Consider the following 14,289-nt stretch of genomic DNA (forward strand, 5'->3'; position numbering starts at 1 on the left):
TCATCATCCCAGCTTCTCGCGCGCCATTGCGGCACCTGCGCCGAGCGCCATCAGCTTGGCTTCGGCGATCTCGCGCCGCATCGGCGCCATGCCGCAATTGGTGGTGGCGATGATGTTGCTCTTGGGCACGAATTTCGACACCGCGTCGATCACCTTCACGACGTCCTCGGCGGTCTCCACCGTGTCGCTGGCGACGTCGATCACGCCGGCCTGCACGATCTTGGTCTTGAGCAGCGCCAGCAGGTCGAGCGGCACCTTGGAATTGCGGCACTCGATCGCGACCTGCTGGATCGGGCTCGCGTCGATCGCGGGGAAGATCTGCTCGTACTGCCGCCACTGTGCGCCGAGCGTCTCCTTCCAGTCGGTGTTGGCCTTGATGCCGTAGCCGTAGCAGATGTGCACGGCGGTGGCGCAGGTCAGCCCCTGCGCGGCGCGCTCCAGCGCCTTGATGCCCCAGTCGTTGACCTCGTCCATGTAGACGTTGAAGGCAGGCTCGTCGAACTGTACGAGATCGACGCCGTCGGCCTGGAGTGCCTTGGCTTCCTCGTTGAGCAGCTCGGCGAACGCAAAGGCCATCTTGACGCGGTCGCCATAGTAGCGATCGGCAATCGTATCGATGATGGTCATCGGGCCGGGCAGGGTGAATTTCAGCTTCTTCTTCGTGTGCGTGCGCGCCACGCGCGCCTCAAAGGCATGGACGCGGCCCTTGAGCCGGAGCGGCGCGACCACCTGCGGCACCATCGCCTTGTAGCGGTCCTTGCGGATGCCCATCTCGACCTTGTGGGCGAAATCGATGCCGTCGATCTTCTCCAGGAAACCGTGCACGAAATGCTGGCGGGCCTGCTCGCCCTCGGTGACGATGTCGATGCCGGCGTCCTCCTGGATCTTCAGCCAGATCAGTGTCGCGTCCCGCTTGGCGCGGAGCAGCTCATCGCCTTGCGACTTCCAGGGCGCCCAGAGCATGTTGGGCTCGGCGAGCCATTCGGGCTTCGGCAAGGAGCCGGCGATCGTGGTTGGAAACAGCATGGCGGCTCTCCCGGCAGGTTATCTTGCGCCTCTTCCTGCCATGTCTTAACGTCGAGGTACAGAACAACAAAAGTCGCTCTCTATTCCAGCGGCGACGACAGGGAAGGCGATGATCGATCTCTATTATGCGCCGACGCCGAACGGCTGGAAAATCTCGATCATGCTGGAGGAACTCGGGCTCCCCTATCGCGTGAAGCCCGTCAACATCCGCGCGGGCGAGCAGTTCAACCCCGAGTTTCTCGCGATCAGTCCGAACAACCGTATTCCCGCGATCGTCGATCACGAACCCGCAGATGGCGGCGCACCTTTCTCGGCCTTCGAGACCGGCGCGATCCTGATCTATCTGGCAGAGAAGACCGGCCGTTTCCTGGCCGGAGATTTGCGCGGCCGCTCCACCACCATCCAGTGGGTGATGTGGCAGATGGCGGGGCTCGGGCCCATGCTCGGCCAGCACGGCCACTTCGCGCTCTATGCGGCCGAGAAGATCCCTTACGCGATCGAGCGGTACCGCGACGAGGCGGCGCGGCTCTACGGCGTGCTGGACCGGCAGTTGGCCAAGACCGGCGCCTATGTCGCCGGCGACTATTCCATCGCCGACATCGCCTGCTTCCCCTGGACCATGACCCACAAGGCGCAGGGCTTTACGTTAGAGGACTATCCGAACGTGAAGCGATGGTACGCCGAGGTCCGTGCCAGGCCGCCGGTGCAGGCGGGGCTCGCGATCGGCAAGTTCGTGAAAGAGCCGTTCGACGAGGAATCACGCAAGATCATGTTCGGCCAGCGTGCGAAGGAAGTGTTGGGAAAGAAGTAGTAGGCTGCACCCGTCATTCCGGGGCGGCGCGAAGCGCCGAGCTAAGGTGCGCAATTGCGCACCTGAGAATCCATCGGGCCGCAATAAAACTGGTGGAATGGATTCCGGGTTCGCGCCCAAAAGGGCGCGCCCCGGAATGACAAGAGCAAAGGAAACGCCATGATCGAATTCTTCTTCGACTGTTCCAGCCCCTGGACCTATCTCGCCTTTCACAACATCCAGCCGCTGGCCAAGGAGCTCGGCGCGGAGATCGTCTGGCGGCCGATCCTGGTCGGCGGCATCTTCAACACGGTCAACCCGAGCGTCTACGCGCAGCGGGAAAAGTCGGTGCCGCTGAAGGCACGCTACATGAAGAAGGATCTCCAGGACTGGGCGCGCTCGGCCGGCCTGTCGATCAAGATGCCGCCGACGGTGTTTCCGGTGAACAGCGTCAAGGCGATGCGCGGCTGCATCTGGCTGGGTCGGGATATGGTGCCGTTCGCGACCGCCGTGTTCGAGACCTATTGGAGCGGCGACAAGGACATCTCGCAGGACACGGTGCTCGCCGAGATCTGCAGGACGGTTGGCATCGATGAGCAGAAATTCTTTGCAGGCATTTCGGAGCAGGGGATCAAGGACCAGCTCAAGGCCAACACCGAAGAGGTCGTCGCGCGCGGCGGCTTCGGCTCGCCGACGATCTTTGTCGATAAGACCGACATGTATTTCGGCAATGACCGCCTGCCGCTGATCCGCGAGGCGCTCAAGCGCCGCAGGGCGAGCGCGGCCTGATGGTGCGCGCTGTCGTCTGCCGCGAGTTCGGCGCGCCCGAAAGCTTGCTGCTGGAAGAATCCCTCGCGTGCCCTGAAGCCGGGCGAGGTGCGCGTCGCGATCCGCGCCGCCGGGCTGAATTTTCCGGATGTACTGATGGCGGCCGGGGAATATCAGCTCAAGCCGGAGTTGCCGTTCACGCCCGGCATGGAGGCCGCCGGCGACGTGACCGAAGTGGGCGCGGAGACGAGGGGCGTGCCGTCGGCGACAAGGTGATCGTGAAGATGCGCCACGGTGCTTTCACCGATGAAGCGGTCGTCGCGCCGTCGCAGCTCACGCCGATGCCGTCCACCTTCGATTACGCGGAGGCTGCGACCTATCTCGCCGGTCACGGCACCGCCTATCACGCGCTGATCGACCGCGGCCGCGTCGAGCCCGGCGAAGTGCTGCTCGTGCATGGCGCCGGTGGCGGCGTCGGCCTTGCCGCCGTCGAGATCGGCAAGATGCTGGGCGCGACCGTGATCGCGACCGCCTCCAGCGACGAGAAGCTTGCGATTGCCAAGGCACGCGGCGCCGATCATCTCGTGCGTTACGACTGCGAGCCGTTTCGCGATGCCGTCAAGCGCATCACCGACGGCCGCGGCGCCGACGTGGTGTTCGATCCCGTCGGCGGCGAGGTGTTCGAGAATTCAATGCGCTGCATCGCCTGGGGCGCGCGGCTGCTGGTGATCGGTTTTACGGGTGGCATCGGCTCGGCCAAGACCAATCTGCTGCTGATCAAGGGCGCCAGTGTACTCGGCGTGCGCGCCGGAGAGGCCGTGCGGAAAAATCCGGCGCTGGGCGAGGTGCGCCTGAAGGCGCTGCTTCAGTGGGCGGAGGAAGGCAAGCTGCGCCCCAACGTCTCGCACCGCCTGCCGCTTGGGGATTACGCGAAGGCGATGCGGTTGCTGATCGACCGCAAGGCGATCGGTCGCGTGGCGCTGGTGATGGAGTGACGGTGCCGTAGGGTGGGCAAAGGCGCTCTTGCGCCGTGCCCACCCTTTGTCACTAGCCGAAACCAGAATGGTGGGCACGCTTCGCTTTGCCCGACCTACGAGAGCGCTATTTGTACTCCCGCTCCGTCCACCACGGGAAATAGTCCGGCATGTCGCTGGACACCTTGTTCTTGAACTGCGCCGGACGCTTCTCCAGGAACGACACCACGCCCTCCTTGACGTCGTCCGAGCGGCCGCGGGCGTAGATGCCGCGGCTGTCGACCTTGTGGGCTTCCATCGGATCGTCCGCACCCATCATGCGCCACATCATCTGCCGGATCAGCGCCACCGATACCGGCGCGGTTTTCGCCGCGAATTCCTTGGCGAGCGCGCGGGCGGTCGGCAAGAGATCATCCGGCGGCACCACCTTGCTGACGAGACGCCCCGCAAGCGCTTCCTGCGCCGGGAAGACGCGGCCCGAATAGCACCATTCCAGCGCCTGCGAGATGCCGACGATGCGCGGCAGGAACCAACTCGAGGCGGCCTCGGGCACGATGCCGCGCTGGGAGAACACGAAGCCGAAGCGGGCGGCGTCGGAGGCAATGCGGATGTCCATCGCGAGCTGCATGGTGACGCCGATGCCGACGGCAGGGCCGTTCACCGCGGCAATCACGGGCTTGAGGCATTTGAAAATACGCAAGGTCACCTGGCCGCCGCCGTCGCGCACCTGCGGATCGCTGTAATCGACCTTGCCGTCGGCGAGGCGCTTGACGGGACCGCGCCGCGCGTCGCGATCAAACGTGTCGGCGCCGGAAGAGAGGTCCGCGCCTGCGCAAAAACCACGGCCGGAGCCGGTGACGATGATGGCGCGGACGTTGTCGTCCTTGTCGGCGGCATCGAACGCGTCGATCAGCTCTGCTTGCATCTGCGCGTTGAAGGCGTTGAGCTTGTCGGGCCGGTTCAGCGTGATGGTGAGGATCTGCTCGGCGACCTCGTATTTGATCGTCTCATACGCCATGGGTTATTTCCTTCCTTTGTTTCTTATTCTCTCTGTAGCACGTCATTCCGGGGCGCGCCTCTTGGCGCGAGCCCGGAATCCATACTCACGATGGTGGTTATGGATTCCGGGCTCGTCGCTTCGCGACGCCCCGGAATGACGGAGGATATTCAGCGTGCCGGCGGCTTCGGCCAGGGCCGCTGCGGGCCGCGCAAGCCCTCGAAGGCCTTGGCCATGCCGAGCACGCCGATGTCGTCGAAGCGGCGGCCGACGATCTGCACGCCGATGGGAAAGCCGTTGGCGTCGAAGCCGCCGTTGAGGGAGACCGCAGGGTTCTCCGACATATTCCACGGCACGGTATAGGCGATGTGCTCGAACGGCCTCATGGGATCGTTGGTCGGCGACGCCCAGTCGGCCGGATAGTTCACGTTCGGCGCGGTCGGCGAAATCACGTAGTCGAGCTCGCAGAACAGCTTTGACGCCGCGGCGCGGATCGCCATGGTCTGGTTGAAGCCGCGGATGACATCCACACCCGAGAGCTTTGCACCGGATGCGCCCCATTTGAAGATGTAGGGCAGCACCTTTGCCTGCTCGGCCGGCGTCAGCTTGGACAGATCGTCCCACATCCGCGCGCGCCAGAAATTGTCGAGGCCGTCGAGCATCTCGCGGGTCAAAATGCCGTCGACCTCGGTGACGACGCTGCCTGCGGATTCGAACGCCTTTGCGGCTTTCACGGCAACGTCACGGACCGGCCGTTCTGCCGGCAGCCCGACGCCGGCATCGAGCATCAGGCCGATGCGCAGCTTTCGCGGAGACTTCTCCGGCCCTTTCCAGTTGAGGGGTTCGGCGGGCAGGCTCATGCCGTCGCGCCGGTCGGGCTTTGCGATCGCGCTCATCATCAGCGCGCAATCGTCGACGGTGCGGGTCATGGGGCCGGCGACGCGGCCGACATAGGTGGGGTCGATCGGTACGCGGCCGAAGCTCGGCTTCAACCCGACGAGGCCGCACCAGCCCGCGGGCAGGCGCACCGAGCCGCCGATATCGGTGCCGAGATGCAGGGGGCCGTAGCCGGCCGCCGCGGCGGCGCCTGCACCGGCGCTGGAGCCGCCGGGATTCTTGCTGAGATCCCAGGGATTGCGCGCGAGCGCGTGGAAGCTGGAGAGCCCGGAGGACAGCATGCCGTAATCGGGCATGGTAGTCTTGGCGAAGATGATCGCGCCGGCCTCGCGCAGCCGCGCGGCGGGCGGGGCGTCCTTCTCGGCCGGCACGAGCTTGACGCTGGCCGCCCCCAGCGGCACCGGCACGCCCTTGGTCGCGATGTTGTCCTTTACCGTGACAGGCACGCCGTCGAACGGGCCGGACGGCTCGCCGCCGGTCCAGCGCGCGGTCGAGGCCTTTGCGGCCTCGCGCGCGCCGTCGGGGTCAAACGCATAGAGCGCCTTGAGGTGCGGCTCCCACGCGGCGACGTGCGTGAGCACGTCCTCCAGCACCTCGCTCGGCGAGAATTGCTTGGCGCGATAGCCCGCGATCAGATCGACCGCGGAGAGATCGTGCAGCGAGGTGACCGCCTCTTCGACACTCTTTTTATGCATTGCTAAACGACCGGCATGCGCGTTTCGATGATGCGGGCGAACATGCTGGCGCCGATCGGCAGGATCTTGTCGTCGAGCACAAAACCGGGATTGTGCACCGGCACCGAGCCGTCATGGCCGACCCAGAAATAGGCGCCGGGAATGGTCTCCAGCATGTCGGCAAAATCCTCGCTGCCCATCTTCGGCTGGGTGCGGGTGATCACCTTGGCGGGGTCGACGACGGTGCGCGCCACCTCCTCGACCACCTTGGACTGCTCGACCTGGTTGACCAGCACGTTGAAGGTGTCGCGGATGTCGACGTCGATCGCGCACTGATAGGCGCTCGCGATGCCGGCGCAGATGGTGCGGATGCGTTCGCTGACCAGGGTGCGGATTTCTTTCGAGAAGGTGCGGATGGTGCCGCAAAGATGCGCGTCGCCGGGAATGACGTTGTAGGCGGAGCCCGCATGGATCTGGGTGATCGACACCACCGCAGCCTGCAGCGGCTCGACGTTGCGGCTGACGATGGTCTGGATCGCCTGCGCCAGCGTGGTTGCGATGATCACCGCGTCCTTGGAGCGTTCGGGCATTGCGCCATGCGCGCCATAGCCGGTGATGCGGAGGTCGAAGAAGTCGGCGCTGGCCATCGCCGGACCGGGCAGGATCGCGATCTCGCCGTGGTTGAGGTCGGGCGCGTTGTGCAGGCCGTAGAGCTCGTCGCACGGAAACTTCTCGAACAGCCCGTCCTTGATCATCGCGCGGGCGCCGCCGAGGCCTTCCTCGGCCGGCTGGAAGATCAGGTGCACGGTGCCGTCGAAGTTCCTGGTCTCGGCGAGATAGCGCGCGGTGCCGAGCAGCATGGTGGTGTGGCCGTCATGGCCGCAGCCGTGGAAGCGGCCGGGGATTTTCGAGCTCCATTTCAGATTGGTGTTCTCTTCCATCGGCAGCGCGTCCATGTCGGCGCGCAGGCCGATGCGCTTGCCGCTCGACCCCTTGCCCTTGATGACGCCGATCACGCCGGTGCCGCCGAGGCCGCGATGCACCTCGATGCCCCAGCCCTTCAGCTTGTCGGCGACGATGCCGGAAGTGCGCACTTCCTCGAAGCCGATCTCGGGATGGGCGTGGAGGTCGCGCCTGATAGCGGTGAGTTCGTCGGCATAGCCGTCGATGCGGTCGATCGTGGGCATGTGTCCTGTCCGGTTAGCGTGAAGGGGGATTGAAAGCGGGGCCGTTCGGCTTGATGCGGATGCCCGGGCGCAGCTTCGTCCAGGGCAGGGAGGCGGTATCGGCCGGCATCGCGCCGGGGGCGGCGCAGATCATCAGCTGTTCCGCGATCGGCTCGAAATCGGCGCGGAAGTGCACCGAGCTCTTGTTGACCAGGATCTTCTGTTCGGTCGGCTCGATGCCGACATAGCGGTACATCGCCTGATCGGCGAGCTGCGCCTTGTGCGAGGAGACGACGACACGAACGTCGCCGATGCGCAGGGCCGCGGAAGGACCCATCTCCATCTCGCGGCCGCCGTAATAGGGGCCTGGCGCAATGAAGCGGCCGTCGGACAATTTTTCGACGACGAAGGTCTCGCGATAGGGCTCGTCGCCTGGAATGCCGGACTTGCCGCCGAGCGACAGCGTCACCGTGGCGCCGACACCGGCCGCATGGGCGGCCTTGGCCGATTCCGGATCGTAGATCGCGCCGGTCGCGGCGCTGGCCTTGTTGCGCACCAGCGCGCGCAGCATGCCGGTGGTGTCGGAATCGCCGCCGGCGCCGGGATTGTCCTGGGTGTCGGCGATGATGATCGGCTTGCTGGCGCCCTTCGCGAGTTCCATCGCATGGCGCACGCCGTCGTCGGGCGACCAGATCTTGCCGTCGAAATCGTCCTCGTGGCTTTCGATCAGCTTGACGATCGCATCCGCGGCGCGATCGGCGTCGGCTTGCGTCTTGCCATAGGCGAACACGCTCGGCCCGCAATCGCGGAAGTCGGCGGCGGGGAAGCCCGGCGCGAAGGACAGCGTCGGAACCCCGTCGCTCTCGAGCGCGGCGAGCTTCTCGTAGATGCCCTTGGTCGGCTGGTCGTTGGTGCACTGCCAGCTGATCGGGATCAGGAACGGCAGTTGCCGGAAGGCTTTCGCAAAGCGCTGCTTGGTCTTCAACAGCAGCGCGAGATGTCGCGCCGAGGCGCGGCCCGTCTCGGCCATGTCGACATGCGGATAGGTGCGGTAGGCGATCAGCGCGTCGGCATGCCCGATCATCGCGGGCGTGACGTTGGCGTGAAGATCGAGGCTTGTGACGAGCGGAACATCCTCGCCGATGACGCGGCGTACTCGTGCCAGGATTTCGCCTTCGCCGTCGTCGAGATGCTCCGTCACCATCGCGCCGTGCAGGTCGAGATAGACGGCGTCGATCGGGCCCGCGGCTGCGATGCCGTCAACCATCACCCTCACGATGCGCTCGAACGCATCCTTGGTGACATGTGCGGAGGGGCTCGCGCCGCAGGCGATGGTCGGAATGAGTTCCCAGCCGTTGGCTTCGGCGCTGTCGACGAAACCGGCGAGTCCGACATTGATGCGGCGCATTACCTTCAGCACGTCGGCACCTTCAGTCATCGCCGGCCAGCCGCCGCCATGCTGGAAGTCCGCGAATGTCGCCTTGGTCGGGGCGAAGGTGTTGGTCTCGTGCAGGAAGCCGCCGACGGCGATACGTGTCATCAATTCAAGTCCAGTCGATTGAAAGTGCGCGCGCTAGCCTTCGACGTTAGCCTTGCCCTTGCGGCGAGAGCAAGGTGAGAAGCAATCGCGCCGTGCATAGGGTCAGATCGTTTTGGGAATGCTGCTCCGCAGTCATTCCGGGGCGCGCAACGTGCGCGAGCCCGGAATCCATCATGCGACAGAGTCTGCGGCCTGATGGATTCCGGGCTCATCGCTTCGCGATGCCCCGGAATGACGAGGAGAGAGTGGAGTTACGCCGTCGCCACCAAGCCCTCCGACACCGGCCGGAAGTTCGCAAAGTCCCAGCCGCGGCCGGGGGCTGCCTCCAGCAGGGCCCTGGTGTAGGCCTCCTTCGGATGCGTCAGCACCTCGGCGGCGGGGCCCTGTTCGACGACGCGGCCGTGCTGCATCACCACGACCTCGTCGCAGATTTGCGCGGCGACGCGCAGATCGTGGGTGATGAACAGGATCGCGATGCCGAGCCGCTTCTGGATCTCGTCGAGCAGTTCCAGCACCTGGGCCTGCACCGAGACGTCGAGCGCGGAGACCGCTTCGTCCGCGACCAGCACGTCCGGATCGAGCGCGAGCGCACGCGCAATCGCGATGCGCTGGCGCTGGCCGCCGGAGAACTGGTGGGGATAGCGCGACACCGCATCGGCCGGCAGGCCGACCAGCTCGAGCAGCTCGCGGGCGCGCTTCATCGCGTCGGCATGCGCGACGCCGTAATTGATCGGGCCTTCCGCGATGCTCTCGCCCACCGTGATGCGCGGGTTGAGCGAGCGATAGGGATCCTGGAACACGATCTGGATCTTCTGCCGGTGCGGCTGGAGCAGGCGACGCGAGATGTCGGAGATCTCGCGACCGGACAGGCGCACGCCGCCGGAGGTCGGGTCGATCAGGCGCACGATGCAGCGTGCCACCGTGGACTTGCCCGAGCCGCTCTCGCCGACGATGCCGAGCGTACGGCCCTTGCGCAGCGTCAGCGTCACCTTGTCGGCGGCGACGACCTCGCGGCCTTTGCCGAAGAAGGCGCGCTCCTTATAGACCTTGCTGAGGTCGTTGGCCTCCAGCACCACCGGTTCCTTGGTCTCGGGCCGCGCCGCGCGCGGCACGAGGCTCGGCACCGCCGAGAGCAGGTTGCGGGTGTATTCCATGGTCGGATTGCGCAGCACGGCGTCGAGCTGACCGGTCTCGACGAGGCGACCCTGCCGCATCACGGCGACACGGTCGGCGATTTCCGCCACCACGCCCATGTCGTGGGTGATGAACAGCACGGCCGTGCCGTGATCGCGCTGGAGGTCACGGATCAGGGTCAGGATCTGCTTCTGCGTGGTGACGTCGAGTGCGGTGGTCGGCTCGTCGGCAATGAGCAGCTTCGGCTCGAGCACCAGCGCCATCGCGATCATGATGCGCTGGCGCTGGCCGCCGGAGAGGCGGTGCGGGTAGGAGGCGAAGATGCGCTCGACCTGGGGCAGGCGCACCTGCTCCATCATGTCGAGGATGCGCTTCTTCCGTGCCCTGGCATCGAGATTGGTGTGCGCGCGCAGCACTTCGTCGATCTGCCGGCCGACCGGCACGACCGGATTGAGCGCGGTCATTGGCTCCTGGAAGATCATCGCCATCTGCGTCGCGCGGAGCTGGCGCAGCCGGCGGTCGGTCGCGGTGAGCAGCTCTTCGCCGACCAGCTTGACGCTGCCGGCGGTGGGCACCAGCGTGCCCTTCGGCAGCAGGCCCATCGTGGTCAGCGAAGTCACCGACTTGCCCGAGCCGCTTTCGCCGACGAGACACAGCGTCTCGCGTTCGCGCACCTGGATCGAGATGCCGTCGATGATGTTCGCCGCCTTCGGCTTCTTGCCGACGGAAACGACGAGGTTGTTGATGTCGAGAACAGGGTTGGTCATGCCGCAAAACTTTCGCTCGTCATTCCGGGGCGCGCGCTAGTGCGAACTAAGGTGCGCAATTGCGCACCTGAGAATCCATCGGGCCGCAGTACATGAGGTGAAATGGATTCCGGGCTCGCGACTTCGTCGCGCCCCGGAATGACTGAACTCTTGGTCATCACTTCCCCTCCCGCTGCTTCATGCGGGGATCGAGGGCGTCGCGGGCGGCGTCGCCAATCAGGTTGATGCTGAGGATGGCGATCGAGAGCAGGAGGCCCGGCCAGAAGATCAGCGACGGCTTGATCTGGAAGTACTGGCGGCCCTCGGCCATGATGTTGCCCCAGGTCGGTGTCTCCGGGGAGATGCCGGCGCCGAGGAAGGAGAGGATCGCCTCGGTGAGGATCGCGGAGGCGCATACGTAACTGCCCTGCACGATCAGGGGCGCGATCGTGTTCGGCATCAAGTGCCGCCACATGATCTTCGGCAGGGATGAGCCGACCGAGATCGCCGCCTCGACGTAGGGCTCTTCACGCGCCGAAAGCACGACCGAGCGCACCAGGCGCGCCACGCGCGGAACTTCGGGGATCGTGATCGCGATCAGCACGGTCCAGATGCTGGCACCGGACAGCGACACCACGGCGATCGCGAGCAGGATGCTCGGCATCGCCATCAGGCCGTCCATGACCCGCATCAGGACGGAATCGACCAGCTTGAAGAAGCCGGAGACGAGGCCGATCGCCAGCCCGATGACGATCGACAGGATCGCCGAGCCGACACCGATCAGCAGCGAGATGCGGCCGCCATAGATGACGCGCGACAGCAGGTCGCGTCCGTAGGCGTCGGTGCCGAGCAGGAATTGCGCCGAGGTCGGCTTCAATCGTTGCGACGGCGCGAGCTGGATCGGATCGTGCGGCGCGATCAGCGGCGCCAGAATCGAGATCAGCACGATCAGCGCGAGCAGGACCGTCGCCGTGGCGATGATCGGCGTCGAGGTGAGGAATCCGAAGCGCGGCCGCAGCGGCGACGTGATCGGAATGGACGACTGGGGAAGGGTATCGACCGACATTTTTGTCCTTATCCTTGCCTCAGTACCGGATCCGCGGATCGAGCAGGGTGTAGGCGACGTCGATCAGGAGATTGACGACGACATAGATCAGCGAGGTCAGCAGGATCATCGCCTGTATCACCGGATAGTCGCGCGCCAGCACCGCATCCACGGTGAGGCGGCCGATGCCGGGGATGTTGAACACGCTCTCGGTGACGACGACGCCGGAGATCAGAAGCGCAAAGCCGGTGCCGATGACGGTGATCACGGGCACGGCGGCGTTGCGCAGCGCATGGCGCATCATCACGGCGACTTCATTGATGCCCTTGGCGCGCGCGGTGCGGACATAGTCCTCGCCGAGCACGTCGAGCATCGCCGCGCGCGTCATGCGCGCGATCAGCGCGATGTAGATGAAGGAGAGGGCGCAGGTCGGCAGGATCATGCGCTCGAAGAACGGACCGAAGCCGTTCGAGATGCTCTTGAAGCCCTGCACCGGCACCCAGCGCAGGTCGATCGCGAAGACCTCGATCAGGACATAGCCGACCACGAACACCGGGACCGAGAAGCCGAGCACCGAGAGACCCATCACGAAACGGTCGATCCAGGTGCCGTGCTTCCACGCCGCGATCACCCCCAGGGGGACCGCGACGATGACGGCGAGGATGATGGTCGACAGCGCGATCGAGATCGACGGCTCGACGCGCTGGCCGATCATCTTCATCACCGGCAGGTTGGAGATCAGCGACGTCCCGAGATCGCCGTGCAGCAGTTTGTTCACCCAGGTGATGAACTGCACGATCAGGGGCTCGTTGAGGCCGAGTGAGGTCCGGATGCGCTCCAGCCGTTCCGGCGTCGCGTTGTCGCCGGCGAGGATCGCGGCGGGATCGCCGGGGGTGAGGCGGAGCAGGAGGAAGACGAACAGCGCGACGACGCCCATCACGGGCACGGCGGCGAAGATTCGGCGAAGGAGATATCCGAGCAAGTTGAATCCGTCAGATTAGAGTCAAATCGGCGGCAGCGGTCGTTGCCTGTTCTGCCATCAGCCTAACATTTGAGCAATTCCCGTGCCATCAGGGCCACAGGTTTTGCAGTGCGGCCAGTTATTTTCTTGCGGCGTCATTCCGGGGCGACGCGCCAGCATCGAAGAATCTCGAGATTCCGGGTTCGCGTCTTTCGACGCGCCCCGGAATGACGATCTAATCACTCCAGCGTGGCCAGCAGTCCTGCCATCAGGCGGCCGCGTTCGACCAGGCTCTCGACTTCGATATACTCTTCGAGCGTGTGGACATTGCCGCCGCGCACGCCCAGGCCGTCGAGCGTCGGGATGCCCATCGCGCCGGTAAAGTTGCCGTCCGAGCCGCCGCCCGAGCTCGCATGCGGCAGCTCGGCGCCGAGCGATCTGGCGATGTCGCGCGCCTTTTCGTACAGCGCCATGGTGCCGGCATCGGGTTCCCACACGGGCCGGGTGACGCCACGCGTCACCTTGAACGCAACATCATTGGTTGTGCCTGACAGCGCCAGCATCCGCTCGACGCCGCGATCGAGATCGGCCTGGCGCTTGGCCATCGAAAGCGCTTCGCCGGTGGCGATCGTAGCAACGCAATTAACCCATTGTCCGCCATGCACGACGCCGACCGAGAAGGTGCAGTCCTCCGTCGTCATCGCATCGATGGCGAGGATCTGCCGCGCCATCTCGCGAATCGCCGAGCGGCCCGCCGACAATGTCGAGCCGGCGTGGCTGGGCCGGCCGGTCGCCTCGAGATTGAATCGCGCGATGGCGTAACGTCCGGTGGTGACGCCGTTGTCGGCACGGCCGGGCTCGGGCACCAGCACGTATTTGTTGCGCGCAGCCTCGGCCTCGATGATGTCGCGTGTCGAGGGCGTGCCGACCTCCTCGTCCGGCGTGAACAGCACGGTGATCGGCAGCGGCGTGGTGAAGGAGGCGCGCGCCAGCTGCCGGATCGCTTCCAGCGAGAGATAGTTGCCGCCCTTCATGTCGCAGATGCCGGGGCCGTAGCACTTGCTGCCCTCACGCCGCCATTTCAGCTTCTCGATGGTGCCGACCGGGTGGACGGTATCCATGTGTCCGGCGATCAGGATGCCGGGCTCGCCCTGCTTCGGATGGGGAAAGCGCGCACGGATCACGCCGCCAAAGCCCTGGCGGCCGGCGATGCGTTCGATCGTCGCACCCATGATTGCCATATCCCGCGCTGCGATATCGAGCATGCGGTTCACGGCGCCCGCGTCCCAGGTCGGGCTTTCGCATTCCACCCAGCCGCGCAGGCCCTCGAGCATCGCCTCGGAATCGAAGGGAAGATTGGCTGGATTCATCGTCATGTCTCTCAAGCTTCGAAAGATGGAACGCGCATTGCATCGGCGCGGGGCAGGACAAGCGGAGAGCGTTGTAGAGCCAAACCGATCTCTGGGGAGCCCGTGCGCGCGCCGCCTGGGCCTGCAGCGAAACCGGATTGACGCGCTCGGCACTGTCTGCAAGTCTCGAAAAGATAAAGGCATTGCATGAGGTTAGTTCGC

Annotated in this window: 11 protein-coding genes and 1 pseudogene; 3 read left to right on the forward strand and 9 right to left on the reverse strand. The window is 65.4% G+C overall.

Features of this window, described 5'->3' with window-relative positions:
* Positions 1-3: 3 nt before the first annotated feature.
* Positions 4-1,026, reverse strand: coding sequence for a methionine synthase (locus tag ACFLEY_RS16050; protein WP_011088354.1), 1,023 nt, complete (start codon positions 1,024-1,026; stop codon positions 4-6).
* A gap of 109 nt (positions 1,027-1,135) precedes the next feature.
* Between ACFLEY_RS16050 and ACFLEY_RS16055 the strand changes: the two genes are divergently transcribed.
* The 3 genes and pseudogenes from ACFLEY_RS16055 to ACFLEY_RS16065 all read left to right on the forward strand — a co-directional run bounded on the left by ACFLEY_RS16055 (position 1,136) and on the right by ACFLEY_RS16065 (position 3,579).
* On the forward strand, positions 1,136-1,837 hold the full coding sequence (locus ACFLEY_RS16055) for a glutathione S-transferase N-terminal domain-containing protein (RefSeq protein WP_060908092.1): 702 nt from the start codon (positions 1,136-1,138) through the stop codon (positions 1,835-1,837).
* 159 nt (positions 1,838-1,996) lie between these two features.
* On the forward strand, positions 1,997-2,605 hold the full coding sequence (locus ACFLEY_RS16060; protein WP_060908091.1) for a 2-hydroxychromene-2-carboxylate isomerase: 609 nt from the start codon (positions 1,997-1,999) through the stop codon (positions 2,603-2,605).
* Positions 2,605-3,579 (forward strand): annotated as a pseudogene (locus tag ACFLEY_RS16065) (NADPH:quinone oxidoreductase family protein). The gene ACFLEY_RS16060 and the pseudogene ACFLEY_RS16065 overlap by 1 nt, the downstream one beginning before the upstream one ends.
* A gap of 106 nt (positions 3,580-3,685) precedes the next feature.
* Here the strand turns inward: ACFLEY_RS16065 and ACFLEY_RS16070 are convergent.
* The 8 genes from ACFLEY_RS16070 to ACFLEY_RS16105 form a co-directional block, all read right to left on the reverse strand.
* Positions 3,686-4,576 (reverse strand): crotonase/enoyl-CoA hydratase family protein, encoded by an 891-nt coding sequence (locus tag ACFLEY_RS16070; protein ID WP_011088350.1) that lies wholly within the window; start codon positions 4,574-4,576, stop codon positions 3,686-3,688.
* A 149-nt stretch (positions 4,577-4,725) separates the two neighbouring features.
* On the reverse strand, positions 4,726-6,147 hold the full coding sequence (locus tag ACFLEY_RS16075) for an amidase (protein WP_060908090.1): 1,422 nt from the start codon (positions 6,145-6,147) through the stop codon (positions 4,726-4,728).
* 2 nt (positions 6,148-6,149) lie between these two features.
* Complete coding sequence (locus ACFLEY_RS16080; protein ID WP_060908089.1) at positions 6,150-7,313, reverse strand: M20 aminoacylase family protein; 1,164 nt, start codon at positions 7,311-7,313, stop codon at positions 6,150-6,152.
* A 13-nt stretch (positions 7,314-7,326) separates the two neighbouring features.
* Positions 7,327-8,832, reverse strand: a complete 1,506-nt coding sequence (locus ACFLEY_RS16085) for a M81 family metallopeptidase (protein ID WP_396604689.1) — start codon at positions 8,830-8,832, stop codon at positions 7,327-7,329.
* Positions 8,833-9,083: 251 nt separating this feature from the next.
* A complete protein-coding gene (locus ACFLEY_RS16090; RefSeq protein WP_097532376.1) occupies positions 9,084-10,733 on the reverse strand; it encodes an ABC transporter ATP-binding protein in 1,650 nt (549 codons plus the stop codon).
* A gap of 157 nt (positions 10,734-10,890) precedes the next feature.
* Positions 10,891-11,778 carry an ABC transporter permease gene (locus ACFLEY_RS16095; protein ID WP_011088345.1) on the reverse strand — a complete coding sequence of 296 codons (888 nt, stop codon included), beginning with the start codon at positions 11,776-11,778 and terminating at the stop codon, positions 10,891-10,893.
* 19 nt (positions 11,779-11,797) lie between these two features.
* Entirely contained in the window at positions 11,798-12,739 is a 942-nt protein-coding gene (locus ACFLEY_RS16100; protein ID WP_028175416.1) for an ABC transporter permease, read from the reverse strand.
* 218 nt (positions 12,740-12,957) lie between these two features.
* On the reverse strand, positions 12,958-14,088 hold the full coding sequence (locus tag ACFLEY_RS16105; protein ID WP_060912602.1) for a M20/M25/M40 family metallo-hydrolase: 1,131 nt from the start codon (positions 14,086-14,088) through the stop codon (positions 12,958-12,960).
* Between the last annotated feature and the right edge of the window lie 201 nt (positions 14,089-14,289).

It is taken from the genome of Bradyrhizobium sp. YCK136, from assembly GCF_044570075.1.
In the GTDB taxonomy this organism is placed as follows: Bacteria; Pseudomonadota; Alphaproteobacteria; order Rhizobiales; family Xanthobacteraceae; genus Bradyrhizobium; species Bradyrhizobium diazoefficiens.

Bases quoted from the DNA above. Each gene is read 5' to 3' on its own strand.
- ACFLEY_RS16050 (WP_011088354.1), bottom strand. From the start codon at position 1,026: ATGCTGTTTCCAACCACGATCGCCGGCTCCTTGCCGAAGCCCGAATGG.
- ACFLEY_RS16055 (WP_060908092.1), top strand. From the start codon at position 1,136: ATGATCGATCTCTATTATGCGCCGACGCCGAACGGCTGGAAAATCTCG.
- ACFLEY_RS16060 (WP_060908091.1), top strand. From the start codon at position 1,997: ATGATCGAATTCTTCTTCGACTGTTCCAGCCCCTGGACCTATCTCGCC.
- ACFLEY_RS16070 (WP_011088350.1), bottom strand. From the start codon at position 4,576: ATGGCGTATGAGACGATCAAATACGAGGTCGCCGAGCAGATCCTCACC.
- ACFLEY_RS16075 (WP_060908090.1), bottom strand. From the start codon at position 6,147: ATGCATAAAAAGAGTGTCGAAGAGGCGGTCACCTCGCTGCACGATCTC.
- ACFLEY_RS16080 (WP_060908089.1), bottom strand. From the start codon at position 7,313: ATGCCCACGATCGACCGCATCGACGGCTATGCCGACGAACTCACCGCT.
- ACFLEY_RS16085 (WP_396604689.1), bottom strand. From the start codon at position 8,832: ATGACACGTATCGCCGTCGGCGGCTTCCTGCACGAGACCAACACCTTC.
- ACFLEY_RS16090 (WP_097532376.1), bottom strand. From the start codon at position 10,733: ATGACCAACCCTGTTCTCGACATCAACAACCTCGTCGTTTCCGTCGGC.
- ACFLEY_RS16095 (WP_011088345.1), bottom strand. From the start codon at position 11,778: ATGTCGGTCGATACCCTTCCCCAGTCGTCCATTCCGATCACGTCGCCG.
- ACFLEY_RS16105 (WP_060912602.1), bottom strand. From the start codon at position 14,088: ATGAATCCAGCCAATCTTCCCTTCGATTCCGAGGCGATGCTCGAGGGC.